General features: G+C 64.3%; 20 protein-coding genes. 13 read left to right on the top strand and 7 right to left on the bottom strand.

What is annotated here, in order from left to right; all coding sequences use genetic code 11:
- Positions 1–37: 37 nt before the first annotated feature.
- From nosZ to HOP53_RS17715, 5 genes are all read right to left on the bottom strand, one after another.
- Positions 38–1,933: a TAT-dependent nitrous-oxide reductase gene (nosZ, locus tag HOP53_RS17735; RefSeq protein ID WP_234271258.1), complete on the bottom strand. Its 1,896-nt coding sequence runs from the start codon at positions 1,931–1,933 to the stop codon at positions 38–40.
- A gap of 2 nt (positions 1,934–1,935) precedes the next feature.
- Positions 1,936–4,077: a transcriptional regulator NosR gene (nosR, locus tag HOP53_RS17730; protein ID WP_234251213.1), complete on the bottom strand. Its 2,142-nt coding sequence runs from the start codon at positions 4,075–4,077 to the stop codon at positions 1,936–1,938.
- Positions 4,078–4,391: 314 nt separating this feature from the next.
- Positions 4,392–4,703: a c-type cytochrome gene (locus tag HOP53_RS17725; protein ID WP_234251214.1), complete on the bottom strand. Its 312-nt coding sequence runs from the start codon at positions 4,701–4,703 to the stop codon at positions 4,392–4,394.
- A gap of 98 nt (positions 4,704–4,801) precedes the next feature.
- A complete protein-coding gene (locus HOP53_RS17720; RefSeq protein WP_234251215.1) occupies positions 4,802–5,248 on the bottom strand; it encodes an Rrf2 family transcriptional regulator in 447 nt (148 codons plus the stop codon).
- A gap of 39 nt (positions 5,249–5,287) precedes the next feature.
- Positions 5,288–5,710, bottom strand: a complete 423-nt coding sequence (locus tag HOP53_RS17715; RefSeq protein WP_234251216.1) for a YbaN family protein — start codon at positions 5,708–5,710, stop codon at positions 5,288–5,290.
- Positions 5,711–5,791: 81 nt separating this feature from the next.
- Between HOP53_RS17715 and HOP53_RS17710 the strand changes: the two genes are divergently transcribed.
- On the top strand, positions 5,792–7,009 hold the full coding sequence (locus HOP53_RS17710; RefSeq protein ID WP_267955407.1) for an NnrS family protein: 1,218 nt from the start codon (positions 5,792–5,794) through the stop codon (positions 7,007–7,009).
- 70 nt (positions 7,010–7,079) lie between these two features.
- The gene (gene hemN, locus HOP53_RS17705) at positions 7,080–8,465 is read left to right on the top strand and encodes an oxygen-independent coproporphyrinogen III oxidase (RefSeq protein ID WP_234271256.1); all 1,386 of its coding nucleotides are present in this window, start codon (positions 7,080–7,082) and stop codon (positions 8,463–8,465) included.
- Between the two features lie 72 nt (positions 8,466–8,537).
- Here the strand turns inward: hemN and ytfE are convergent, their stop codons facing one another.
- Positions 8,538–9,194 carry an iron-sulfur cluster repair protein YtfE gene (gene ytfE, locus HOP53_RS17700; protein WP_234271255.1) on the bottom strand — a complete coding sequence of 219 codons (657 nt, stop codon included), beginning with the start codon at positions 9,192–9,194 and terminating at the stop codon, positions 8,538–8,540.
- Positions 9,195–9,346: 152 nt separating this feature from the next.
- Here ytfE and norR point away from each other — a divergent pair, with 152 nt between their 5' ends.
- The 4 genes from norR to HOP53_RS17680 all read left to right on the top strand — a co-directional run bounded on the left by norR (position 9,347) and on the right by HOP53_RS17680 (position 14,677).
- Positions 9,347–10,891 carry a nitric oxide reductase transcriptional regulator NorR gene (gene norR / locus HOP53_RS17695; RefSeq protein ID WP_234271254.1) on the top strand — a complete coding sequence of 515 codons (1,545 nt, stop codon included), beginning with the start codon at positions 9,347–9,349 and terminating at the stop codon, positions 10,889–10,891.
- Positions 10,892–11,106: 215 nt separating this feature from the next.
- Positions 11,107–11,589 (top strand): ubiquinone anaerobic biosynthesis accessory factor UbiT, encoded by a 483-nt coding sequence (gene ubiT / locus HOP53_RS17690; RefSeq protein WP_234271253.1) that lies wholly within the window; start codon positions 11,107–11,109, stop codon positions 11,587–11,589.
- 37 nt (positions 11,590–11,626) lie between these two features.
- Complete coding sequence (locus HOP53_RS17685) at positions 11,627–13,738, top strand: adenosylcobalamin-dependent ribonucleoside-diphosphate reductase (RefSeq protein WP_234271252.1); 2,112 nt, start codon at positions 11,627–11,629, stop codon at positions 13,736–13,738.
- A 183-nt stretch (positions 13,739–13,921) separates the two neighbouring features.
- A complete protein-coding gene (locus HOP53_RS17680; RefSeq protein WP_010626216.1) occupies positions 13,922–14,677 on the top strand; it encodes a hypothetical protein in 756 nt (251 codons plus the stop codon).
- Between the two features lie 208 nt (positions 14,678–14,885).
- On the opposite strand, the gene HOP53_RS17675 is transcribed toward HOP53_RS17680, so the two are convergent.
- Positions 14,886–15,635 (bottom strand): DeoR/GlpR family DNA-binding transcription regulator, encoded by a 750-nt coding sequence (locus tag HOP53_RS17675; protein ID WP_234271251.1) that lies wholly within the window; start codon positions 15,633–15,635, stop codon positions 14,886–14,888.
- Between the two features lie 152 nt (positions 15,636–15,787).
- Here HOP53_RS17675 and HOP53_RS17670 point away from each other — a divergent pair, with 152 nt between their 5' ends.
- The 7 genes from HOP53_RS17670 to HOP53_RS17640 all read left to right on the top strand — a co-directional run bounded on the left by HOP53_RS17670 (position 15,788) and on the right by HOP53_RS17640 (position 26,219).
- Positions 15,788–16,225 carry a low molecular weight protein-tyrosine-phosphatase gene (locus HOP53_RS17670; protein ID WP_234271250.1) on the top strand — a complete coding sequence of 146 codons (438 nt, stop codon included), beginning with the start codon at positions 15,788–15,790 and terminating at the stop codon, positions 16,223–16,225.
- 503 nt (positions 16,226–16,728) lie between these two features.
- Positions 16,729–17,796 carry a polysaccharide export protein gene (locus tag HOP53_RS17665; protein WP_234271581.1) on the top strand — a complete coding sequence of 356 codons (1,068 nt, stop codon included), beginning with the start codon at positions 16,729–16,731 and terminating at the stop codon, positions 17,794–17,796.
- 42 nt (positions 17,797–17,838) lie between these two features.
- Positions 17,839–20,106 (top strand): polysaccharide biosynthesis tyrosine autokinase, encoded by a 2,268-nt coding sequence (locus HOP53_RS17660; RefSeq protein ID WP_234271249.1) that lies wholly within the window; start codon positions 17,839–17,841, stop codon positions 20,104–20,106.
- 6 nt (positions 20,107–20,112) lie between these two features.
- Positions 20,113–21,915, top strand: a complete 1,803-nt coding sequence (locus tag HOP53_RS17655; protein ID WP_234271248.1) for an ABC transporter ATP-binding protein — start codon at positions 20,113–20,115, stop codon at positions 21,913–21,915.
- Positions 21,916–21,936: 21 nt separating this feature from the next.
- Positions 21,937–23,109: an O-antigen ligase family protein gene (locus HOP53_RS17650; protein ID WP_234271247.1), complete on the top strand. Its 1,173-nt coding sequence runs from the start codon at positions 21,937–21,939 to the stop codon at positions 23,107–23,109.
- Between the two features lie 13 nt (positions 23,110–23,122).
- On the top strand, positions 23,123–24,199 hold the full coding sequence (locus HOP53_RS17645) for a phytase (protein ID WP_234271246.1): 1,077 nt from the start codon (positions 23,123–23,125) through the stop codon (positions 24,197–24,199).
- A 31-nt stretch (positions 24,200–24,230) separates the two neighbouring features.
- The gene (locus HOP53_RS17640; protein WP_234271245.1) at positions 24,231–26,219 is read left to right on the top strand and encodes a polysaccharide biosynthesis protein; all 1,989 of its coding nucleotides are present in this window, start codon (positions 24,231–24,233) and stop codon (positions 26,217–26,219) included.

Below are 26,219 nucleotides of genomic sequence, written 5' to 3'. Positions count from 1 at the left end.
AGTGGCCGGCCCCGCGGGGGCCGGCCGGGTTACATCGTCATGCGGGTTCTACGAGCATGCGACCTGACATCTCCATGTGCAGGGCGTGGCAGAACCAGCTGCAGTAGTACCAGTGGACCCCTGGCTTGTCGGCCACGAAGGTCACCGACGAGGTCTGCTGCGGATGGATCTCGAAGTTGATGCCGTGGTTGACCAGGGCGAAGCCGTGGCTGACGTCCTCGATGGTGTCCATGTTGGTGACCACGATGGTGACTTCGTCGCCCTGCTTTACGCGGAACTCGGTGGTGCCGAAGCTCGGCGCCACCGAGGTCATGTAGACCCGCACCTTGTTGCCGTCGCGAATGACCTTGTTGTCCGTCTCCAGCGTGACGCCATCGGCGTGGGCCATGGCCACGGTTTCGGCGAAGTAGGGATCGTCGCGGGTGTAGACCTGGGACGGGTTGAGCTGATCGGCACGAATCATCAGCGCATCATGGGGTTCGGCGTAGGTCGGACCGTCGTGAATCAGCTTCATCTGCTCGCCGGTGATGTCGATCAGCTGGTCGTTCTCGGCATGCATCGGGCCTACCGGCAGGAAGCGATCCTTGGAGAACTTGCACAGCGCGGTGAGGTATTTGCCGTCCACGTCGCGGCTACAGGCCAGCGAGGCCTTGATGTGGCCGATGTTGTAGTGCACGTCGATGCGGTCGCGAATGTAGTTCACCTCCTCGCCGTTGTAGGCGCGAATGGAGTCCTCGATGTTCCACTTCACTACCTGGCTGTCGAGGAACAGCGAGGTGTAGGCGTTGCCGCGGTTGTCGTAGGTGGTGTGCAGCGGCCCCAGGCCCACTTCCGGCTCGGCCACCACGACGTCGCGCGGGTCGGACAGACCGCCGTCGAACCACTCGGCCACGCGGGACCACTCGATCACGGTACAGGTCGGCGATAGCTTGCCGCTGACCACGCAGTACTTGCCTTCCGGTGGTGCGGTGTTGACGCCGTGCGGGCTGCGCGGGGTCGGCACGTAGAGGGCAAAGGCGTTGCGGCCTTGGTGGGCCTGCTCGCGGGCGTCGACCACCGGGACCGGGGAGTCGCCGATGGTGGTGTAGTTGCCGGCGGCAACGGCCGCTTCGATGGCGGGGACGTCGAAGATCACCGTCCAGTCGCGCTCCGGGCCCATCATTTCCGGCAGGGTCATGCCGCGCGCCGAGTTGTAGCAGGAGGCGGCGACGAAGCGGCCGCTGTAGTCGGTGTCGCAGTTGTCCAGGTTACCGTCGACGATCGCCTGCCACTTGAACTCCATGGTCTCGGCATCGATACAGGTCATCATGGTCCAGTATTCGGACGGATCATCCAGGTATTCGCCGTTGTTGTTCAGCGGCACGATCATTTCGCCCGCCGCGAAGACCCGCTCGGTGCTCGGCACGCGCTGCAGCGTCAGGCCGTGGATCGACTGCACGTTGGGAATGGTGAGAATCTTGTCGGCGCGCATGATGTCCAGACGGATACGCGCTACCCGAGTGTTCAGCTTGTCGTTGATGAAGCAGTAACGACCGTCGTAGCGGGCGTCGGTGTAGCTCACCTTGGGGTGGTGGGTGTCGCCGTTGAGCGGAGCGTTCTCCCCCAGCACGCGCTTGGACTCGTTGGTGATGCCCCAGCCGGTGGCGCTGTCGACGTTGAACACCGGGATGCGCAGCAGTTCACGCATGGAGGGTACGCCGAGGATGCGCACCTCGCCGGAGTGACCGCCGCTCCAGAAGCCGTAGTATTCGTCCAGCTCGCCCGGCTCCACGTGGTGTTCGTTGTTGGTGGCTGCCTCCGCGGGGCGGCTGCGTACCAGGGCGCCGGCGCCGAAGCCGCCTGCCAAGCTGGCCCCGGCCACGCCGGTCACTGCGCTGTTGCGCAGGAAATTCCGACGGCTGAGGTCCTTGATGTGGTCGTTCTTGTCGCTCATGGTCACTCCTCCTGAAGAGTGGGAATGCGCTGCAGTTTGGCCTGGCTGCCCTGCGCAGCGTCGGCCGGGAAGGATTCAACGGCACCGCCCTTCGAGGAGCCGCGAGCGGCCTTCTCGTAGCGCTTGCGGCGCTTGATCATTGGCGGACAACGCCGGTCGTCGTGGTAGGTCACCTGGCAGTCCAGGCAGTAGTGGCACTCGTTGGCATTGATGCGGCCGTCGGGGTGGATGGCCTGCACTTCGCATTCGTTGGCGCAGATCTGACAGGGGGTGCCGCAGCTGCCGCGGTGGCGCTTGAGCCAGTCGAACAGGCGCAGGCGGGCGGGAATGGCGAGCCCCGCGCCCAGCGGGCAGATGTAGCGGCAGTAGGCCTTGTGGGTGAAGGCCGAGATGGCGAGCAGGCCAAGGGCATAGGCCAGGAAGGCCCACTCGCGCTGGAAGCGCATGGTCACGGCGGTCTTGAACGGCTCCACCTCGGCGTAGCGCTCGGCCTGGCCCAGCGAGTGCAGCGAGACCGCGAACAGCGCCAGCAGAATGATGTACTTGATCGCCCACAGCCGCTCGTGCAGGGCGAAGGGCACTTCGAACTGAGGCACCCGGAGCTTGCGTGCGGCCTTGTTGATCAGCTCCTGCATGGCGCCGAAGGGACACAGCCAGCCGCAGAACACGCCGCGGCCCCACATCAGCAGCGTCACCGCGACGAACGACCAGAGGATGAACATCATCGGGTCGATGAGGAACGACTCCCAGCTGAAGCCGCCCATCAGCGAATGCACGAAGGTCAGGATGTTGACCACCGAGAGCTGGGCCAGGGAGTACCAGCCGATGAACACCACGGTGTAGATGAGGAAGCCGACACGCAGCGGGGCGAACACGCGCGGATAGCGCACCAGCACGTCCTGGAACAGCATGATCGCCGTCAGCACGGTCAGGCCGGCGCCGAGCACGGCGATCTGGAAGGTGCGGTCGCGCCACACCTGCACCCACAGCGCCTCTTCCACCGGCGCCTCGAAGCGTTCGACGTAGGCTTCGGGGATGCTGTAGTGGGCGTTGAAGCGGACGAACTCGGTTTCCAGCGGCCCGGCGGCCCGGCGCACCAGCAGGCCCAGTTCCCAAGGCTCGCCCGGATCAAACTCGGCTTCGCTGCGGATGATGAAGATGTCGCGCTCGGTCAACCGCGGTGCGCCGTCGATGCCCAGACGCACGATGCGCCGATGGTCGCTGTCCTGGAAGGCGATGTTGGTATTGCCCTGGGACGCTTCGATGCGGTCGAAGATACCGCCGCGCACATAGCCGGAGCCCTTGAAGGAGTAGTCGCCACTGGCCATTACGCCGATGGCGTGCTCACCCTCTTCCAGGCGCTCCATCAGCTGCTCGTAGACGATGTCGCCGAGCAGGTTGCGACCGGCAGTCGGCGCATTGAGATAGGTGACGTAAAGATCGATGAAGGTGTTCTCGGCCGCCTGACCGCTGGCGTAGCCTTCGGCGGCGGTGCCGACGAAGGCCTCGTCGATCTCGCCGTGGGTCAGGTGCAGGCGGCGAACGGTGCCGTCGCCCACCAGGGTTTCCCAGTCGGCCGGCTCGAACACGTCGTAGCGCACCTCGGCCGGCGGCGTCGCCAGCGGGTCGTCGATCAGGCCCTGCTCGGCGGCGACCCGCCGGGCGGAGCGCATCACCGTTTCGGTGAGCACGATCACCGTGACCGTGGCGCCGGAGATGGCGTCCAGGTTTTCGCCCACCCGCAGCCGCTCGTTGACGTGATGAGGAGTGTGGGCATCGGCATAGTCGATCAGGCGCTGCTCGGGGATGCCGACCAGCATGATCGGCTCTTCGTGGCCGAGAATGGTGGCCTGAGTGATACGGGCTTCCAGGTCGATGCCCACCAGCATGTTGATCGGTTTGCCGGAGTAGGCCGGAATCGGCGCAATGTCGTCGGTCTCGAAGGCGTAGCCGAGCAGGGTGTCGCCGGCGTAGACCGCCTTGGTGAGATGCTCGCCCTGGGCATCGGCCAGGCGAGTGGCATCGGGAAAGCCTGCTTTCACCTGGGACAGCTCGAAGGCCTGTGCGGCTGCTCCGAGCAGCATCGACATGGCGAATGCACAGACGAGAGCCAGGGAGAGGAGCGGGTTGCGCCGGATGAACATGGGCATTCCTTACCAAGCATTTGTTCGGGGTATCGAAGACAGATACCAAGAACATGCATTTGAAATGTTGCTTATGTGGTGTTGCCCATCATGCCAGTAGACCAACGTCATCGAATTGACGTGGATCATGCACGGGAGGGACTGGGGACGGGGTTTAAGAGGTAATCCCTAAGGGGTAGGCAGGCTTGGCTACGGTAAGACGTGGCGCTGTCTGGAAGAGTATTGCGATGGTGGCGGCGGGGCGCGTGATGGCGATCTGGGCCAGTCGCCCCGCCGCTCAGGCGGAGAGGTCCGCCTGAGCTTTGACGGCGCGGTTAGAGCACCGGCTCGAGCATGAAGTCGACGGCGGCTTTTACTTCCTCGTCGCTCAGGTTGGCGTGGCCACCCTTCGGCGGCATGGCGCCGATACCCTCGATGGAGTGGGCATACAGGGTGTCCATGTCCTGCTCTAGGCGCTCGGCCCAGGCGTCGGCATCACCCTTGATCGGGGCGCCGGCGGCACCGGTCATGTGGCACGCCATGCACGCCTGGTTGTAGATCGCCTCGCCATCGGGTTCGGCCTGGGCCACGGTGGCAAAGACCAGGGCGGCGGAGCCGGCGAGCAGAGCGGCGGTAACTTTCTTCATGGGTTTCTCCTTATGCTTGATTCACGGTGAAGGCGGTCGAAGCGCGATGGCAACGCTCGATGCCAGCCTTCTACAAGGCCAAATTGAGTTTGGCACATCTAGGTGGCGCCTGTCGGGATCTGCATCAGGCGCGCGAGCTGGGGCTGGCGTCTGCCGAGCATGTCGGCGAGGGTGTAACCATCCAGAACCTGCATGAAAGCGCCCATCGCCTCGTTGAGAATAGGCTTGAGTCGGCAGGCCGGGGTGATGATGCATTCGTTGTGATCGCGGAAGCACTCCACCAGGCCAAGCTCGTGCTCGGTGTCGCGTACCACCCCGCCCAAAGTGATCTCCTCCGGGGGGCGATTGAGCAACAGGCCACCATTCTTGCCGCGAATGGTGGTGATGTAGCCGCGATGACTGAGATCCTGAACCACCTTCATCAGATGGTTGCGCGACACGCCGAAGCTTTCTGCAATCTCGTGGATGGTGGCCCGCTCTTCCCCTTTGACGGCGAGGTAGAGCAGAACGCGCAGCGCATAGTCGGTGTAACGGGTCAGATGCATGAAGTTCGGCCTGTCTTGATGGGCGTCAATTGAAGTACGCTAACATCTTCTTATCATAACACTGCTTCGTTGCTGGTTTGCGCTGGGCAGGGCTGTGGCATCGGGTCGCGTGAGTATGAAGGTGGCCACACAGCCAAAAATCGCCACTGTCGTTCCCAGCACGAAACCGGGTGCACCGCCGATCCATAGTACCAGCCAACTAAGAGCAAGCAGAGCGACGGCGAGTCGCTTCGTCCCTCTGGCAATGGCCCGCTGCTCGCGCCAGGCATGCAGCGGCGGGCCCAGTCGTGGATGGTGCCATAGCCACTGTGCCAGGCGTGGCGAACCCTTGGGCGCCGCCCAGGCGGCCAGCAACAGAAAAGGGGTGGTCGGCAACAGCGGCACCACCAGCCCGGCGGCTCCCAGGCCGATGGCACCATAAGCAAGCATTCGCCAGCCGAGGCGTAGCGCGGTTTCTCTCATGGCACCCTCGCTAATTTCCGTAGCCCCGCGATTTTCCGTAACGTAGTTTCGCGCGCTCGTTCTAAGTAGTATTTTATATACATGTTTAAAAACTTTGCCAAGTCTACGTTCGCACCGGACCCCCAGTCGAGGGAGCTACGGCTCCCGGCCTGGCGCTGGCTGTTCCCCTTGTCGGCCTTGCATGCCGCCCTGATGGTGCCGCTCTCGCTGTTGGCGCTTTATCACGGCTGGGAAGTGGTGCAACTGGCGACACCGTCGGCACATGCGCGCGAGATGCTGTTCGGCTTTGCCCTGGCGGTAATCGCCGGCTACCTGCTGGGGCCGGTGCCACGCCGCCAACTGGCCATGCTGGTAGCGCTCTGGCTACTGGGTCGAGTGGGTGTGCTGACCTGGCCGGGCGCCGTGGTGGCCTCGCTGGCCGACGCTGCCTTCGCGCTGTGGGTAGCCGGGCGCCTGGTGCCACGCTTCATTGCCGCCAAGAAGTGGCGCAATCGGCTGCTGTCGCCGCTGCTGGGCATGATCTGCCTGCTGGCGGTGGTGACTCTGATCTGGCGCTACCTCGACGACATGCCGACCACCGCGCCGTTGATGCATCAGAGCGTGCTGTGGCTGGTACTGCTGATGACCTTCATGGGCGGACGCGTCATCGTTCCGGCCGTCAACGGCTACTTCGCACGAGAGTTTCGCCAGGCCGGGGTGGGTGTGCAGCCGCGCCTGGAGGCGGCGCTGATCGTGCTGCTGGGGCTGGCGCCCTTCGTCATGCTGCTCGACCTGCTGCGCCCGTTGGCGGCCTTGCTGGTGCTGGCGGCGGGCCTGCTGGTGCTGACTCGCATCTGGCACTGGCGACCGTTTGGCTGCCGCGAGCGGCCGGACCTGCAGGTGCTGATGCTGGGCTATGCCTGGCTGGCCATCGGCCTGGTGCTGCTGGCGCGCAGCTGGTGGGCGCCGCAGCATGCCAGCACGGCGCTGCACGCCTTCACCGCGGGGGCGCTGGGTACCCTGGCCAGCGCCATCATGCTGCGCCACGTGATTCTGCGTGCCAAAGGCCGCCCGCAGCGGGAGAGAGTGCTGCTGCCGCTGGCCGGGCTGTTCGCCACGGCAGCGGTTCTTCGCCTATGGGCCATCGATGCCGGCAGTGCCTGGCTGCTGCTGCTGTGGGCCTCGGCGCTGGCCTGGAGCCTGGGCTGGCTGCTGGTGGCCTGGCGGCTGTGGGTGTGGATTCGCCGGTTGCCGTCGCCTGAGATAAGCAAACTTGACTCGGGACAAGAGAGGGGCGAGCTGCCGAGACGCTGGCGATAGCCGATGTCATACTCACTGGCATTGGGCATGGCGAGTCCCATGCCGAGGTTTCAAGAGGTCGAAGTCGATCATGCAAGACGAGCTGCTGTTCAATCGCCCCCTGGTGGAGAAGTACGACCGCCCCGGGCCCCGTTACACCTCCTATCCCACGGCGCCGCAGTTTCATGCGGCCTTTGCCGAGGATGACTACCGCGCCGCCGCCGAGCGCAGCAACCGGGTCGCCTCGCCCAAGCCGCTGTCGGTCTACGTGCATATCCCGTTCTGCAAGAGCCTGTGCTACTACTGTGCCTGCAACAAGATCATCACGCACAATACCGAGCGTGCGGCGGAGTATCTGGACTGGCTGAAGCAGGAGATCGGCGTTCAGGGGGCGTTGTTCGACGAGACCCGCCGTATGACCCAGCTGCACCTGGGTGGCGGCACGCCCACCTACCTGAGCAATGCCCAGCTCGGCGAGCTGATGGCGGCCCTCGACGAGGCGTTCCATTTCGCCCCGGTGGAGGAGCGCGAGTTCTCGCTGGAGGTGGATCCGCGCACGGTCACGCCGGCACAGATCCATGAGCTGCACGACCTCGGCTTCAATCGGCTGAGCTTCGGCGTGCAGGACTTCGACACCGACGTGCAGAAGGCGGTCAACCGCCTGCAGAGCGAGGAGCAGGTGGTCGAACTGGTGGCCGCCGCCCGCGAGGCCGGCTTCCAGTCGGTCAGCGTGGACCTGATCTACGGCCTGCCGCTGCAGACGGTGGCGAGTTTCGACACTACGCTGGACAAGATCATCGCCCTGCGCCCCGACCGCATCGCCAGCTACAGCTACGCCCACTTGCCCGAGCTGTTCAAGGCCCAGCGCCTGATCCGCCCCGAGGACATGCCGCCGCCGGAGCGCAAGCTGGAACTTCTCGAACTCACCATTCGCCGCCTAACCGCCGCCGGCTACGTCTACATCGGCATGGATCACTTCGCCCTGCCCGACGACGAGCTGACCCTGGCCAGGGAGAACGGCACTCTGCAGCGCAACTTCCAGGGCTACTCCACCCATGCCGACTGCGACATGATCGGCCTGGGCATCACCTCCATCGGCAAGGTCGGCGACAGCTACAGCCAGAACGTCAAGGAGACCGCCCAGTACCAGGCGCGCCTGGAGGCGGGGCGCCTGCCGGTGATGCGCGGCTATCGGCTCAACGACGACGACCGCCTGCGCCGCGACGTGATCAACGCCCTGATGTGCCACGGGCGCATCGATTTCGCCAACATCGAGGCGCGCCACGACATCGTCTTCCGCGACTATTTCGCCGATGCCCTGGACCAGCTCGAGGAGATGCAGGCCGACGGCCTGCTGGCCATCAATGATGATGCCATCGAAGTGCTGCCCGCCGGGCGTCTGATGATGCGCAACATGGCCATGGCCTTCGACGCCTACCTCAAACCCAACGAAGGACGTTTCTCGCGCACCGTCTAATCTACCCACCGAAATACAACGGCGCCCGCGTGGCGCCGTTTGCGTAGCTGCTGTGCCTGGGGAGATGCTTTCTCAGCCGGCCCGTTCGAACAGCAGATTGTTCTCCAGATGGATGTGCTCCATCAGATCTTCGCGGAACTCGCGCAGGCCGGTGTAGAGGGCGCGCCAGGTGGTGCAGGCGCCCTTGGGCGGGGTGATGTCGTCGGTGAGCAGCATCACCTGCTCCAGGTTTTCGCCGTGGTCGTCGTGCTCGTGGCGCATCACCGCGATCGGCCCCTGAGCCTGGGCGCCCATGCCGCTGCGCAGCATGGGGAACAGGATCTGTTCCTCCTTCTGCATGTGACTCTCCATCTCCTGATGGATGTCCATCAGCAGGTCGGCCAGCCCGTTGGGGCAGCTTTCGCGCTCGCCGTGGACCTGCTCCACTCGCCGCGCCATGCGGATCAGCTCGGGCAGCTGCTGACGATGCACGTCATGATAGCGGGTCAGGATGTGCTCGATGAGCTCGTCGTTGCTGGCCTCGCGCCAGTCGCGCTGCTCGCTGCTGGCTGCCGGCAGCGCCTCGAGTTCGGCCACGAGCTTGTCGACATGCAGGCCGGCGCGCTCGGCGGCCTGACGCAGGCTGATGCGCCCACCGCAGCAGAAGTCGATGTTGTGGATGTGGAAGATGCGAGTCGCGCCGGGCAGTGACAGGGCGATACGGCCAACGGTCTGATCGGACAGGTTCATACGAAGTTCCTCTGCAATTGGGATGTCATTCTGTACAGAGCAAGCGCCATGCCATGTTTTTTCTTGTTTGCTTTTCAATGATATACGGTGGTTATGGTTAAATTTACCTCATCGTGATAGGGTTAAATTCACCCTGATTGGTATTATTGACCATGCTCGATGATTCCCTGCTGGCCGACCTGACGGCCGATCTGCCCAGCGCCGTGCGCCTGCAGCGTCTGGTCCGCACGCTGCGCGAAGGCTTTCGCTGCGGTGCGGTGTGCCTGCTGCGGTTGCAGCAGGACGTACTGGCGCCGGTGGCGGTGGATGGGCTGGTACGTGAGGCGCTGGGGCGGCGCTTCGAGGTGGCGCGTCACCCGCGCCTGGCCACCATCCTCACCAGCCGCCGCTCGACCCTGTTTCCGCCGGATTCCGGCCTGCCCGATCCCTACGACGGTCTGGTCGAGCAGCAGCCGGGGGAGCCGCTGCACGTGCACGACTGCATGGGCATCAGTCTGCACGTGGAGGGCGAGCCGTGGGGCGTGCTGACCCTGGATGCGCTGGTGGCGGGTACCTTCGACGAGACCGCCTGTACGGCGCTGGAGCGCTATGCACTGCTGGTGGAGGCCGCGGTGCGCGTCTCGCGCCTGGAGCAGGAGGTGCGCGCGCTGCGCATGGCGGACCATGGTGGCATCGCCCATGTCGAGCCGGGCGAGGGTGGCGAGATCCTCGGCCACAGCGCCGAACTGCAGCGACTGCTGCACGAGCTCGACGTGGTGGCGGAAGCGGACCTGCCGGTACTGCTGATGGGCGAGACCGGGGTGGGCAAGGAGCTGTTCGCCCGACGGCTCCATCAGCGCTCGTCGCGGCGCGATCAACCGCTGGTGCAGGTCAACTGTGCGGCGCTACCCGAAACCCTGGCCGAGAGTGAGCTGTTCGGTCACATCAAGGGAGCCTTCTCCGGCGCTACGGCGGATCGGGCGGGGCGCTTCGAGGCAGCCGATGGCGGCACCCTGTTTCTCGACGAGGTGGGCGAGCTGCCGCTGCCGATCCAGGCCAAGCTGCTGCGCGCGCTGCAGAACGGCGAGGTGCAGCGCCTGGGCGAGGACACCCCGCGCCGGGTCGACGTGCGCATCATCGCCGCCACCAACCGCCAGCTGGCCGACGGTGTGCGCGACGGCCTGTTCCGCGCCGACCTCTACCATCGGCTGTCGGTCTATCCCGTCGCCATCCCACCGCTGCGCGAGCGTGGTAGCGACGTGCTGGTGCTGGCCGGGCATTTCCTCGAGATCAACCGCGCCAGGCTCGGTGTGCGCAGCCTGCGCCTGGCGCCGAGGGCCGAGGCGGCGCTGCTTGGCTATCACTGGCCGGGCAACGTACGTGAGCTGGAGCACGTGATCAGCCGGGCGGCGATCAAGGCGCTGGGACACGGTGCCCGGCGCGACGACATCGTCACCCTGGTACCGGAGTGGCTCGACCTGCCCCATGGCGAAGCGTTGAAGGACGAATCGTTGAAAGCCGATTCACGCGCACCCGACATCCTGGAGTCGGCGACGCATGGCGTCGAACCGCTGCGCCGTCAGGTCGAAAACGCCCAGCGACGGGCGATTCGCCAGGCGCTGGCGGCATGCGACGGGAGCTGGGCGAATGCCTCCCGCCGGCTCGCTGTGGACCCCAGCAATCTGCACAAGCTGGCACGCCGCTTGGGGATCAAGTAGTTACCAAAATACAAGCCCTAGCGTTAAAATAAAGACCACATATGGTGCTTGAATGCCAGTGTCCGGCTATATATGGTAGCCAAGGCCCCGGTTGGGGGCAGTGCCACAGGCTTGACGCATATCAGTACGGGCAGGCGGCGTCGAGCTTAGGATGATCGGTTTCATGGCCACCTGGCCGCACCGAATCCATGGGTTCGCTCCACTGGAGAGTCGCTATGCTTCCGCTATCCCTGTCGCGCTTGCCACGTCCGCCCGCCCCGACCCGCCTGATTCGCGCCATCGACCCCCGCGTGCCGCTGGTCCTGAAGCGCCAGCTGATCGAGCCGCTGCTCAACCGCACCTTCGCCGAACCCCTGGCCGAGGGCGAGTTCGATGCGCTCGACGGACGGCGCATTTCGCTGCACATCGAGGATCTGGGCATGACGCTGACGCTGACCCTCGAAGCGGAGCACTTCCGGCTCAGTCCGGAGGCGGGGGAGGCCACCATTCGCGGCGGCTGGCGCGAGTTTCTGTGCCTGGCGACCCGGCGCGAGGATCCCGACGCCCTGTTCTTCCAGCGCCGCCTGGTGATCGAGGGCGACACCGAGCTCGGCCTGATGGTCAAGAACCTGCTCGACAGCCGCGAGGAGGGGTTGGCCCAGGGCCGGCTTGGAGATTGGCTGGCGCGCTTCGAGCGCATGGCGCGCCAGGAACGTTGAACGATTCGAATTTTTGACCCTTACTGGAGATTCCTGCATGAGTACTTCCACCAAGGCCGTCAAGACATCCCACGAGGTGCCTATGCAAGCGCCCTCACGCGATATCTGGGACTCCAAGTATCGACTCAAGGATCGTCATGGCCGCCCCGTCGACAAGGATGTGGCAGCGACCTGGGAGCGTGTGGCGCGCGCCCTGGCGGCGGTGGAAGACGACAAGGCCGAGGAGTGGCTGCCCAAGTTCCGCTGGGCGCTGGAGAACGGTGCCATCCCCGCCGGGCGCATCATGTCCAACGCCGGCGCCGAGGACTACAAGCCGGCGGTGAGCCTGATCAACTGCACCGTCTCGCGCACCATCCGCGACTCCATGCACGACATCCTCTCCTCGGTGGTGGATGCCGGCATGACCCTCAAGGCGGGCTGCGGCATCGGCTACGAGTTCTCCACCCTGCGCCACAAGGGCGCCTTCGTGTTCGGTGCCGGCGCCGGCACCAACGGCCCGCTGGCGTTCATGGATATCTACGACAAGATGTGCTTCACCGTGGCCTCGGCGGGCGGCCGCCGCGGCGCGCAGATGGGCACCTTCGACGTCGGCCACCCCGACGTGCGCGCCTTCATCGAGGCCAAGCGTGAAGCCGGCCGGCTGCGCCAGTTCAACCTCTCGCTGCTGATCACCGACGAGTTCATGGAGGCGGTGAAGAACGACGCCGACTGGCCGCTGGCCTTCCCGCTGCACGCCGGCGAGAAGGATGACGTCAAGCCCGAGGACCTGATCTACCGCGACTGGCCGGTGGTCGAACAGGGCTATACGGTCGACGCCGAAGGCCGCGTGGCCTGCCGCATCGTCGAGGTGATCAAGGCCCGCGAGCTGTGGGACACCATCATGCGTTCCACCTACGACTTCGCCGAGCCGGGCTTCATCCTGATCGACCAGGTCAACCGCATGAACAACAACTGGTTCTGCGAGGAGATCCGTGCCACCAACCCCTGCGGCGAGCAGCCGCTGCCGCCGGAAGGCGCCTGCCTGCTGGGCTCGGTCAACCTGACCCGCTTCGTCATCGACCCCTTCGGCAAGAAGCCGCGCTTCGACTGGGAGCGCTACCGCCAGGTGGTGGCGATCTTCACCCGCATGCTCGACAACGTGGTCGAGATCAGCGGCCTGCCGCTGCCCGGGCAGCGCCGCGAGATCGAGGCCAAGCGTCGTCACGGCATGGGCTTCCTCGGCCTGGGTTCGACCCTGACCATGCTCAAGATCCCCTACGGCTCCGCCGAGTCGCTGGCTTTCACCGAGGAGGTCAGCCGCAACCTGGCCATCGAGGGCTGGAAGCAGGCGCTGGAACTCTCTCGCGAGAAGGGCATGGCGCCGATTCTCGCCGAGGACTTCGAGATCACCCCGAAGATGATGCGCGAGCGCCCGGAGCTGGCGAAGGACGGCTACGAGATCGGCGACAAGGTACCGGGGCGCATCCTGCACGCGCGCTACAGCCGCTACATGCAGAAGGTCGCCGAGGTGGAGCCGGAGCTGGTCGCGGCACTCGCCGAGCACGGCGCGCGCTTCACCCACCACAGCTCCATCGCGCCGACCGGCACCATCTCGCTGTCGCTGGGCAACAACGCCTCCAACGGCATCGAGCCGTCGTTCTCGCACCGCTACTTCCGCAACGTGATCCAGTCGGGCAAGAAGACCAAGGAGCAGGTGGAGGTGGTCTCCTTCGAGCTCGCCGCCTACCGCCACTTCATCGCCAGCGACGCGGTGGAGAGCGACCTGCCGGACTACTTCATCACCGCCGATGCGGTCACCCCCAAGCAGCACGTGGCGGTGCAGGCGGCGGCCCAGGTGTGGGTCGACTCGGCGATCTCCAAGACGGTCAACGTGCCCACCGAGTTCCCCTTCGAGCAGTTCAAGGACCTCTACCTGGATGCCTACGAAAGCAAGCTCAAGGGCTGCACCACCTTCCGCTTCAACCCCGAGGCCTTCCAGGGCGTGCTGGTGCGCGAGGACGACCTCAAGAACACCACCTACGTGTTCGAGCTGGAGAACGGCGAGACGCTGGAGCTAGCCGGTGACGAGAAGGTGGTCTACGACGGCGAAGAGCACAACGCAGCGAACCTGTACGACGCGCTGAAGGAAGGCACCTATGGCAAGTGGTAAGCCTGCGTTCTCCCAACAGCCGGTAGCGAGGGGCGCCGGGGACACGTCGAAGAGGAGGTTCTACGCCATGGATGGCGTAGATAGCGTACAGGGATGTATTTACAGCGCCTCCTCGCAGACGTGTCGACGGATCAGCTCCGAGCCGCTGTGTGCCGTTCAACCTTTTTCCGCAGGAGCCCCGTGATGGCCGTCGAAATCAAGTCCAAGATCGTTTCCTACAGCGTCAAGAAGGCGGTGCAAGAGGCGCCGCTGGCCGACGAGAACCCGCTCACGGTACGCATTCCCTCGCGCCCGGAGGGCACTCTCGAGGCCGTCTCCGAGAAGATCTCCTACGTCGGCGCCGAAGGCCGCAAGAAGGTCTACCTGCTGGTCTCCTTCATGCCGGTGGAAGGCGTGCTCGACGGCAAGCGGGTGGTGATCGAGCGTCCGGTGGAGTTCTTCTTCCCCTCCGGCCAGCTCTCCAGCGAGCATCAGTGGATCACCGCCACCATGCGCAGCCTGTCGCTGGCCGCCCGCGGTGGCTACGTCACCCAGGCGGTGGCCGACCTGCGCAAGGTGGCGTGGGACAAGGGCCTGGTGCGCTGCGGCATGAACCGCTGGGGCAAGCCGATGTTCCACGACTCCGAAGTGGCCGCCATCGCCTGGTCGATCCAGCAGATCCTCTACCGCCGCGGCTTCCTCGATCAGGATGGCAACCAGGTGCCGGTGGAGGAGCTGGTACGCCGCTACGCCCACCGCCTGACCCACGGTCATCCCTGGCAGCCGCCCACCCCGGAAGAGGAAGCGCAGGCCGAGAAGCAGGCCAAGGCGGCAGTCGCCGAAGAGAAGGGCGACGGCCCCACGGTGGTGGGCCACTGCCCGGAGTGCCGCGGCGAGCTGATCATGATGGATGGATGTCCTACCTGTTATGCGGGCTGTGGCTGGTCCAAGTGTGGCTAGGCTTGGACGAAAACTGGCTGCGCTTGGCCATACTGCGTTAAAAATCGGCTCAAGGTACTCATTTACAGCACGTAAACTCCGTCCTTTCGCCGATTTTTGCCTTGTCTGGCCTTCGCTCGCCGACTTTTCGTCTCAAGCCTGAATGGCTGCGCTCGGCTATTACCACCACCCCAGAAGCCGGACTTGTTCCGGCTTCGTCGTATCCGGGTCAGGCGGCGACGATTCTGGGGCCGCCGTTGGCCGGCGATAGCGCCATGTCGCCGTCGGTGATGACCACGTCGAAGTCGTCGAGGCGGGCGAAGTAGGCCGGGCGCACCTGGCCGATCTTGCTTTCGTCCACCACCAGCAGGCGCTGCTCGGCGCAGGCGATGGCGGCCTGCTTGGGGGCGACCTCGTGGAAGTGAAAGCAGCTCACGCCGCGCTCGGCGTGCACTCCGGCGGCCGAGAGGAAGGCGCGATTGATGCCCAGGCGCTTGATCGCCGCGCTCATGTCGTCGCTGCCGAAGGAGTGCGAGGTGGTGTGATAGAGGCCACCCAGCAGTACCAGGCGTACGCCGGGAATCAGGCTCACGGCATTGGCGACGTTGAGTGCATAGGTCACCACGGTGAGCTGGCTGCGCTCGACGAGCAGGCCCGCCAGGGGCAGTAGGGTGGTGCCGCAGTCGATGAACACGGTGTCACCGTCTGCGATGAAGCGGGCAGCCTGTTCGCAGAGCCGTCGCTTGGCCAGGGTGTGGCTGTCCTGCTGCTGATCGAGGTCATAGGCCGGCGCGTAGTGGTTGGCCATCACCAGGCGTCCACCGAGCAGAATCATGGCGCCGTCGCTTGCGGCCACGTCGCGGCGAATGGTCATCTCGGAGACGGCGCACATCTGTGCGGCCTCGCCGAGAGGCAGGGTGCCGCCACCGGCCAGCGCCTGTTGCAGACGGGCCAGGCGCATGGCACTGCGGTCTTTCATTCGCTGCTCTCCAACATCACACTCCAGAACTTGGCTCGAAGATCGCTTTGGCTGGCTCTATGCTGCGCCAGGCGACGAGCATTTTCCACACCCGACGTCGCGAGACGCTATAGTCCAGGCATGTTCCCCCTTCGTTCACATGCGGTACCGTCATGATTCGCTCCATCCTGGTGGTGTGTCGCGGCAACGTCTGTCGCAGCCCTGTGGCTGCCGCCATGCTTCAGCGGCGCCTTCCCCATTGTCGAGTGGAATCGGCAGGGCTCACCGCACTGGCCGGTCAGGGTGTCGTGCCGGAGGCGCTCCTGCTCGCCGAAGCCGACGGGATCGACGTCAGTGGGCATCACGCACGGCAACTGGATGCTCGACAGCTGGCCGAGGCCGATCTGGTACTCGTCATGAGTGAAGGTCAGCGCCGCGAAGTCAGCGAACGCTGGCCCCAGACGATGGGCAAGGTCATGCGCCTGGGGCACTGGCTGGCTCGGGGGCAGGGACTCGACATTCCCGATCCGTATCGTCGCTCAGCAGCGTTTTTCGAGCAGGTACATCGCTTGCTGACCGAAGCCAGCGATACCTGGGCGCCGCGGCTTTGAGCGACCGACAACCCCGCCGTGAAGGCTTTTCCAAGCCCATGGTTTGCCTTTTATTGTTTTCCCACATCAGTTGTGTCTAACGCTTCTGCCTGACTTTTCTCATCCACTTTATTTTCCCGCCTTATTTCCTTCTGAGTCTTTTTTTGCCACCAATTTTCAGCCTCTATCTGAGGCAAAAACCATCTGGCCACACCGAAACGCACATGTAACCTAAATGTATCTTCGCCATCATCCTACTGTCATGGTCTTGTGATCCAGAATGTAATGAAATGTAAATTGTATATCTGGATGTGACGAAGCGATAAGCAAGGAAAAAGATAGGGCTTCGGATGGCTTCCAAGAAATCCGGGGCGGTAGCGTGTCACAGGGGTCCTGAGGGGGATCGAACCATGACTACAATCAGTGGGGGAAGTACAGCCACATGCGCTTCCGACGAGTCGGATAGTCGCACCACCTGGGCTGCAGCGGCAAGGTGTTCCTTGCTCCTTTTCTTGTTGATTCTGATGCTTTCATTGGCAGGATGTTCTCTTGCTCCAGGGGGGCATATCAATCACAACCGACTCGAAGAGTCATTGGATGCCCGTGTCGACATACAGCCGATAACCCCTGAGCTGGTCATGGAGATGAGACCGGTCGAGCCTGCCTCGCGGCCCCTGCCAGCCGATCTGCAGAGGCAGCTTCAGAGCTACGAGTACCGTATTGGCCCGGGAGACGTGATCAGCGTCATCGTCTACGACCACCCCGAGCTCACCATTCCAGCCGGCAGTGAGCGTGCGGCATCGGAAACCGGTAACCGGGTACGGCCGGATGGCACCATGTTCTATCCCTACGTGGGCCGCGTGCAGGTGGCGGGCATGACGCTCGAGGAGCTGCGGGGCATGATCAGCCGGCGTCTCTCCCAGGTGATTACCGAGCCCCAGGTGGAAGTGGGCATTGCGGCTTTCCGCTCGCAGAAAGTCTACGTCAGTGGAGCGGTTGAACGCCCCGGTGCTCAGCCACTTACCATCGTACCGCTGACGGTGCTGGATGCCATCAGCGAGGCCGGTGGCGCGCGCAATGATGCGGACTGGCACAACGTACTGCTCAATCGCGAAGGACGCGAGGAGCGAATCTCCCTGTTCGCCATGCTGCGTCAGGGCGACCTGACGCAGAATCGACTGCTGCGAGACGGCGATCTGCTGCACGTTCCCACCTCCGAGAACCAGAACGTGGTCGTACTCGGCCAGGTATTGAGGCCAGGTGCCATTCCGCTGGGCAACGAGCGCCTGTCACTGACGGATGCCCTGGCTCGCGCAGGGGGGGTGAACGAGAGCCGTGCACAGCCCTCAGGCATTTTTGTGGTACGCGGCAATCCACCGGAAAGTGAGAAATTGGCCACGGTCTATCAGCTCGACATAAGCGATGCGACCCGTCTGATGCTGGGTACGAGATTTCCATTGAATCCACAGGATGTCGTCTACGTGACTTCCGCACCGTTGGCACGCTGGAATAACGTAATTTCCCTGTTGATTCCTTCGGTAACTCTCCCAGGTGACGTGGCAAGATCCGTAGACAATGTCGGTGATATCTAAACCCTTTCTCATCGCTGGCACAGTCAATGAGAGGCACCATCCATGACGATTTTCCCGAACCCACCTGCGTCACCTCAGTCGCCAGCACCAGCCCCGACAGAGAGTGGCGATATCAGCTTGAGGAAGTTGCTCGATGCTTTAATCGACAGGAAAAGGATCATTTTCCTCAGCGTTATCGTCTTCATGTTGGCCGGGTATTTTCATGCGAGCTCTCAGCCTCGTATCTACCAGTCCGACGCGCTCATTCAGGTGGAGAACCGCGCTGCGATTCTGGGGCTGCTGCAGTCCCTGGCCGGCGGGGAGCAGATGGGCAATCCGACAGCGGCCGAGCTGGAGATCCTGCAGTCTCGCATGGTCATGGGGGAGACCGTCGACCGCCTCGATTTGACCCTGGTGATCGAGCCGCGTCGGATGCCGTGGGTAGGCGACTTTCTGGTCAATCACGGAGTCCGGCACGCCTGGCTCGAGCGCTTTACTCCAACCTTCGTGCGCGAGCGGCTACCCGGTGCGCTTGCCTCGTCGGGCTCGCCTTATGTGTGGGCGGGGGAGTCCCTGCGCATTTCCCGCTTCGAGGTTCCGGCACAGGGGGAAGGGCTCCGGCACACCTTGAGAGTGACGGGTGCCGACACCTATGAGCTGCTGCTGGATGGCACCAGGCTGCTGCGTGGTCGCAGCGGCGAGACCGCCCGGAACGACGAAGGCTATCGACTCTTCGTCAGTCAGATGGTGGCCCATCCGGGCGCCGAGTTCGAGGTAAGTCGCGTCTCCCGCCTCAGTGCGATCGGCCAGCTGCAGCGCAACTTCATGATCGTGCCGCGGGGCAAGGACTCCGGGGTCTATCAGGTATTTCTCAGCGGGCCGGATCGTAGCCTGACACAGCAGACGCTGGATACCATTACCGGGGTCTTTCTGACCCAGAACGTGCAGCGGCAGTCGGAGGAGGCCGAGAAGCAGATTGCCTTCCTGGACGAGCAGATTCCCCAGGTCAATGCACAGTTGACGGAAGCGGAAAATCAGCTGAACAGCTACCGGGCTCAGCGCGACTCCGTCGATCTGACGTTCGAGACCCAGAACCTGCTCAACAGGATGGTGGCGGTAGAAAACCAGTTGACCGAACTCGCCCTGGCCGAGGCGGATCTGGCCGAGCGTTTCCGGCCTACGCATCCCAACTACCAGGCACTGCTGCGACAGCGATCACAGCTGCAGGCCGAGCGCGAGCGCCTGAATGGGCTGGTGGGTGAGCTGCCCGAGACTCAGCAGGAGGTACTGCGCCTGACCCGCGACACTCAAGTCAACCAGCAGGTCTATGTGCAGCTGCTCAATCAGCGTCAGGAGATGCGCCTGCTGAAGGCGGGCACCGTGGGCAACGTGCGGATTCTCGACAACGCCGAGATGCGGCCCGGGGCCATTTCGCCACGGATCCCGCTCACCACCCTGGTCAGCGCCATGATCGGTGCCGTGCTGGCCTGCGTGGGGGTCATCCTGCGCCTGCTGCTGAGTCAGGCGATCAAGAGCCCCGACCAGCTCGATGAGATCGGCCTGCCGGTGTATGCCACCTTGCCCGCTTCACAGGAGCAGACCCGGCTCACACGCCAGATTCGGCCGACAGGCTCGAAGCAGCAGCAGGACGTCTTCCGCGGGCTGCTGGCGGTGGCAGATCCCGCCGAGCTTGCCGTCGAGGCGCTGCGCAGCCTGCGTACCAGCCTCTACTTCGCCATGCTGGAGGCAGGCAACAATCGTTTGATGATTGCCGGGGCGGGCCCGGGGGCGGGCAAGAGTTTCGTGGCTGCCAACCTGGCCACCGTCTGCGCCCAGGCCGGGCAGCGGGTACTGCTGATCGACGCCGACATGCGTCGCGGCCGCCTGCATCATGCGTTTCATGCCAAGGGCATGCCGGGCCTGTCCGAGCTGCTGGCCCAGCGCATCGAGCCCAGCGAAGCGATCCGCACCTCCGAGGTGGAGGGGCTGGACTACGTGGCGCGCGGCACGGTTCCGCCCAACCCCTCCGAGCTGCTGATGCAGCGCAGCTTCCACGACTTCCTGCAGGCGATGAGCGAGGACTACGACCTGGTGGTGATCGACACGCCACCGGTGCTGGCCGTCACGGATGCCGCCATCGTCGGCAAGCTGGCCGGTACCAGTTTGCTGGTAGTTCGCTTCGGCGTCAGTCCGCCGGCGGAGATCAAGGCGGCCAAGCGCAGGCTGGAGAGCGCCGGGGTACGGCTCAAGGGGGCGATTCTCAACGGTCTCGAGAAGCCGGCCGGCAGCCGCTACGGCCACTACGGCAACTACATCTATGCTTATCGGTGACAGGGAATGTTGAGTCAACTACGTGAGCTGTACTCGCTGCTGACCTCGGACCAGCGTCGTCGCCTGCTGCGGCTGCAGGGCTTGATCATCATCATGGCCTTCGCCGAGATCGCCAGCGTGATTGCCATCGGTCCCTTCATGGCGGTGGTGGGCGACATGAGTCGGCTGCAGGGCGAGGGCTGGCTGGCCCAGGCCTATGGGTGGAGCGGCGTCGGCAGCCCCGAGCGGTTTCTCACCCTGCTGGGAGCCAGTGTGCTCGCGATAATGCTGATGGCGGCGCTGTTCTCCATGTACACCACCTGGCGACTGTCGCTCTACGGTGCGCGGGTCGGCGCCGAGCTCTCCAGCCGGCTGTATCGCTACTACCTGTATCAGCCTTGGCTCTACCATGCCGGCGGCAGCAGCAGCCGCCTGATCAATCGTGTTTCGCAGGAGGTACAAAGAGTCACTACCAAGGTGATCAATCCCTTCATGCAGCTCAATGCCAAGCTGGTGATGGTCACCTGCATGTCGATCACCATCTTCGTCTACAACCCGAAGGTGGCCGCGACCGGCATCGTGATCTTCATCCTCTCCTATCTGCTGCTGTACAAGACGGTGCGCCGCTTTCTGGTGGCCAACGGCAGGCGCGTGTCGCGCTTCCAGGCCAAGCGCTTCAAGCTGATGACGGAAGGCTTCGGCGGCATCAAGGACCTGTTGCTGTTGCGTCGCCAGGCCACCTTCACGCGCCAGTTCGACAAGGCCAGCCAGCAGGTGGCGCGCGGCCAAGGGGTATCGCAGGGCTTGAGCGAGGCGCCGCGCTATGCCATCGAGATGGTCGCCTTCGGCTCGGTGATCCTGCTGGTGCTCTATCTGCTCAATGCCCACCAGGGCAACCTGGGCACGATTCTGCCGGCGCTGTCGATCTACGCCCTGGCCGGGTTCAAGATGCTGCCTGCCTACCAGAAGATCTACTCATCCATCTCGCATATCCGCAGCAACCTGGCGGCCTACGAGACGATCCGCGACGACCTGGTGGCCAGCTGCTCCCATGCCGAGGCCGAAGTTCGCGGGAACGACGAAGCGCTGCCGCCGCTGGTGGCGAAAACGAGCATTCGCTTCGACGACGTGCACTTTCACTACCCGGGCAAGCGCCTGCCGGCACTCAACGGGCTGAGCCTGGAGATTCCGGTTGGCGCCCGGGTCGGGCTGGTGGGGGAGTCAGGCTCCGGCAAGTCCACCGCCGTGGATCTGCTGCTGGGACTGATTCATCCCCAGCAGGGACGGATCCTGGTGGACGAGGTGGCGCTGGACGAGGCGACCCTGCCGCGCTGGCAGGCCGGCATCGGTTTCGTCCCTCAACACATCTTTCTGGCGGATGCCACCGTACTGGAGAACGTGGCGTTCGGCGTGCCTCGTGAGGAGATCGACGTGGCGCGGGCGCAAGAGGCGGTGCGCATGGCTCAGCTCGAGTCGCTGCTGGCCTCGCTGCCCGAAGGACTCGAGACCCATGTCGGCGAGCGCGGCGTGCAGCTCTCGGGGGGGCAGCGCCAGCGTATCGGCATTGCCCGGGCGCTCTATCGCGATGCGCAGGTGCTGGTGCTCGATGAAGCCACCAGCGCGCTCGACGGCATCACCGAGCAGCGGGTCATGGACGACATCGATGCCATTGCCGGGGGCAAGACGCTGGTGATGGTCGCTCACCGTCTCACCACGGTGAAGGAGTGCGACATGATCTACATGCTCGACAAGGGGCGTGTCACCGACAGCGGCACCTACGACGAGCTGGTCGCGCACAACCACACCTTCCGCATGATGGCCAATCTCTAGTCACTTCTACGAGGCATGCTCATGCACCTGCTAGCCGCCATTCTGCTGTTCCTCGGGCTGAGCCTGGCGAGTCTGTATGTGTTTCCCAGCGGTCAGCCTCAGCCCGCCGACTTCCTGCTGCTCGGTTTTGCCGTGTTGATGTCGCTGCTGGCGCTCACCGATCGCGGCAGGGTGCTATCGTCCTTCGTCATCTGCTGGGCGTTGATGGTGCTGTGGGTGCTGCTGGTCAGCCTGGGCTGGACGCTGGTCATGGAGCGCACCTCGTTCTTCATCTACCCCGCCTTCTTCTTCTTCAACTTTCTGGTGGGCATGGCGCTGCTGCGCTTTCTCGGCGTTTCGGGCGAGATGGGCTGCAGCCTGATCCGTAACGCCATTTCCATCGCCCTGCTGGTCGCCGCCAGCCAGGTGCTGCTGCAGCTGGGGGCTGGGGCCAACCGCACTACCGGAAGCTTCAACAATCCCAATCAGCTGGCCTACTTCTCGCTGTGCGGGATCGTGATCCTCATGTTGCTCGACGATTTCCGGCCACCGCTGCGGCCACTGATGCTGGCCGGATTGGTGGCCGCCGTGGTCAGCATTCTCGCGGCTTCCTCCTTGGGGGCCATGGGCGGTGCGGTGTTGGTCGGCCTTGGCTGGGTGGTGGCCAATCTGGATCGACTGCGCCGTTTCGCCAGGCTGCTGCTGGTGGCGCCGCTGATCCTGGGGGTGGTGGTGGTGGTGAACCTGAGCTCGGATGGCCAGGTGCAGAGCAATCTGCAGTCGCGCATGGATCGCGCTCCGGACAAGATGGAGAACGCCTACGAGGAGCGCAAGTACGACCGGCTGGCCAACTTCCCGGAATACGCCATTCTGGGGGCGGCGGAGGGTGAGCGGCGGCGCTTCTATCCCTATCACAGCAGCGAGATCCACTCCTCCTACGGCAACATGCTGTTTGCCTATGGCATCCCCGGGTTCGGGCTGTTCCTGGCCGTCATCTTCCTCGCACTGCACAGGGCACCGCTCTACGTCTGGATGGGCGTGGCGGGGCCGCTGATCTATTCGATAACCCACAACGGGCTTCGCTCGACCCTGTTCTGGATGATGCTGGCGATCTGCTGGCACCTCTATCGAAAGGGGTGGCAGGAGTACCGGGCGCCTGCCTTTGCTCCCTCTGCCGTGCCGGAGTCGGAACGCTATACGCGCAGTTCATCATGACGCGGAGTCCATCATGAATCTATCGAACCTCATGCGTTGGCGATCGTTCAAGTATCTTCTCGGCCTGGCACTCCTGGTCGGAGTGGGCTGGGTGCTGGTATGGCCTTGGACGACTACCCCACCGGCTGCTGCACAATCCTTGGTCATCATCAGTGCCGTGGGCGAGACGGTACCGGTGGAAAGCAGTGGCGATGCCGCTGACGACCCGGCCATCTGGTACAACGCCCAGGCGCCCGAGCGCAGCCTGATACTGGGTACCGACAAGAAGCGCGGCCTGGAGGTCTACGACCTGACGGGCGCGCGGGTGCAGTCGCTGCCGGTAGGCAGGTTGAACAACGTCGACCTGCGCCAGGACGTGCTGCTCGACGGACGCCGCCGAGACATCGCCGTGGCGACCCATCGTGACACCGACAGCCTGGCGGTCTTCGAGATCGATGCGAGCGGAGAGGTGGGCCTGATCGGCAAGGTGGCGACAGATCTATCGGAGATCTACGGCGTTTGCCTATACCGCCACGGCGAAGAGCTGCATGTGTTCACCAATGGCAAGGATGGCAGCTATCTCCAGCATCGCCTTTACATCGTGCAGGAGGCTCCGCAGGTCGAGCTGCTGCGCTCATTCCAGCTCGACTCCCAGCCCGAGGGCTGTGTGGCGGACGATCAGCGCTCGCTGCTGTTCGTCGGCGAGGAGGCCTTTGGCGTCTGGGTCATGCAGGCGGCGCCGGATGCGACCACCGGCCGCGAGCTGGTGATCGAAGCGACATCTCCCTTGAAGCCCGACATCGAAGGGCTGGCCCTGTACGGCGATCAGTACCTGATCGTCTCGAGCCAGGGCAATCACCGCTTCGCCGTGCTCGACGCCAGCCCACCCTATCGCCTCCGGGGAATGTTCCGTATCGACGAAGACGGCGAACGCGGCATCGGCAGCGTCAGAGACACGGATGGCATTGAAGTCAGCGCTTTCAGCTTCGGCGAGCGTTTCCCCCTGGGGCTGATGGTGGTGCAGAGCGGCAGAAACGTCTCGATGAACCAGAACTTCAAGTATCTCGATTGGACGCGGGTCGCCGAGGCCCTGGAACTTTCGGGGCCGTGATGAGCGGCCAAGCGAATCAGAGGGAAATGCCATGCAGATTTCCTTGCAGCCGCTGCTGCGGCTTCCTCGCTGCGTCAAACGGCGCGTACTGGTGGCGGTCGACGCGCTCATCGTCATGGCCAGCGTGCACCTTGCGGCTGCCCTCCACCTGGAGAGTCTGGCGGCCTTCCTCGACCTGCAGCTAGGCTCGACGAGCCTTATCGTGGCCCTGATCAGCCTGGTGCTGTTCCTGTGGCTGGGCCTGTATCGGGTGGTGATCCGCTACATGAACCACACCACGGTACTGAGGGCGGCACTGGCAGTCATGGCATCGGCTGGCGTGCTGCTGCTGGTGACTAAGTTCAAGAGTCCCCCGCTGGTCATGCCCATCATCATCACCTATGCCCTGCTGGTACTGCTGGGGATCGGCGGCGTGCGCTTCCTGCTGCGTGAGCTCTATCTGCAGCATCAGCGTCGCAAGTGCCGTCCGGTCATCATCTATGGGGCCGGGGCGGCCGGCTGCGAGCTGGCGGTGGCGCTGCGCCACGGCATCGAGTTCGAGCCGGTGGCCTTCGTCGACGACTGGCGCGGCCTCGACGGTGCCCTGGTCGAGGGTCTGCGCGTCTATCAGCCGGTCGCCCTGGCCGCGTTGATCGCGGAGCACAAGGCGGCGATGGTGCTGTTGGCCGTCCCCAGTGCGCCGCGCTGCCGGCGGCGGGAGATCCTGCAGCGTCTGTCGGCGCTCTCCGTGCCGGTCAAGACCATTCCCGGCAGCGCCGATGTGATCGCCGGCCGTGCGAGCCTGTCGGAAGTGCGTGACGTGGCCCTGGAAGACCTGCTGGGCCGGGAGCCGGTGCCGCCCTTCCGGGAGCTGCTGGATGCCGAGGTACGCGGCAAGACGGTCATGGTGACCGGCGCCGGCGGGTCGATCGGCAGCGAGCTGTGCCGGCAGATTCTGGAGCAGCAGCCGGCCCGCCTGCTGCTGCTCGACAAGTGCGAGTTCGCCCTCTATGCCATCGAGCAGGAGCTGCTGCGACACCCCGCCATGCGGGCCGGTGTCGAGCTCAAGCCGCTGCTGGCTTCGGTGCAGCATCGCGAAGCGCTGGCGACGATCTTCGCCACTTTCGAGGTGGACACCGTCTATCATGCCGCGGCCTACAAGCATGTACCGCTGGTCGAGCACAACCTCGTCGAAGGGCTGCGCAACAATGTGTTCGGCACCCTCGAACTGGCCCAGGCGGCCATGAAAGGAGGTGTGGCGACCTTCGTCATGATCTCCACCGACAAGGCGGTGCGGCCTACCAACGTGATGGGGGCCTCCAAGCGCCTGGCCGAGCTGATCTGCCAGGCTTTCGCCAGGGCGGGAAGCCAGACCCGCTTCTGCATGGTGCGCTTCGGCAACGTGCTGGGCTCGAGCGGCTCGGTGGTGCCGCGTTTCCGCCAGCAGATCGAGCAGGGGGGCCCGGTCGAGGTCACGCACCCCGACATCACGCGCTACTTCATGACCATTCCCGAAGCGGCTCAGCTCGTCATTCAGGCCGGCGCCATGGGTAGCGGGGGAGAGGTCTTCGTGCTCGACATGGGGGAGCCGGTGCGCATTCGCGACCTGGCGCTGAACATGATTCGGCTCTCCGGCTTCTCGGTGAGGGACGCCAGCAATCCGGCGGGGGATATCGAAATCGTCTATACCGGGCTGCGGCCGGGCGAAAAGCTCTACGAAGAGCTGCTGATCGGTGGCACCGCGACACGTACCTGTCATGACCGCATCTTGACCAGCTCCGAGCGCTACTGGGAGTGGCCGATGCTCGATGCCTTCCTGCGCAGGCTCGAAACGGCGCTGGCCAATACCGATCACACCTTGGTTCGTCAGCTGCTGCAGGCGGCGCCGCTGGATTACCGACCGACGGAGGAGCTGGCCGACCTGATCTGGCAAGCCCGTCAGGCTCGGGTCGCTACGCCCGCTGTGCGTCATGTCCAGGCGGGTCTGGCCTCGGGTGTCACGCTCGCGGCCATGCTGGGCCCAGTGGCCAAGGGGGGATGA

Origin of the sequence: Billgrantia ethanolica, from assembly GCF_021404305.1 — a bacterium.
GTDB classification, from domain to species: Bacteria; Pseudomonadota; Gammaproteobacteria; order Pseudomonadales; family Halomonadaceae; genus Halomonas; species Halomonas ethanolica.
The sequence above is the reverse complement of the archived record's forward strand: the minus strand, read 5'-3'. Positions and strand labels throughout refer to the sequence as shown.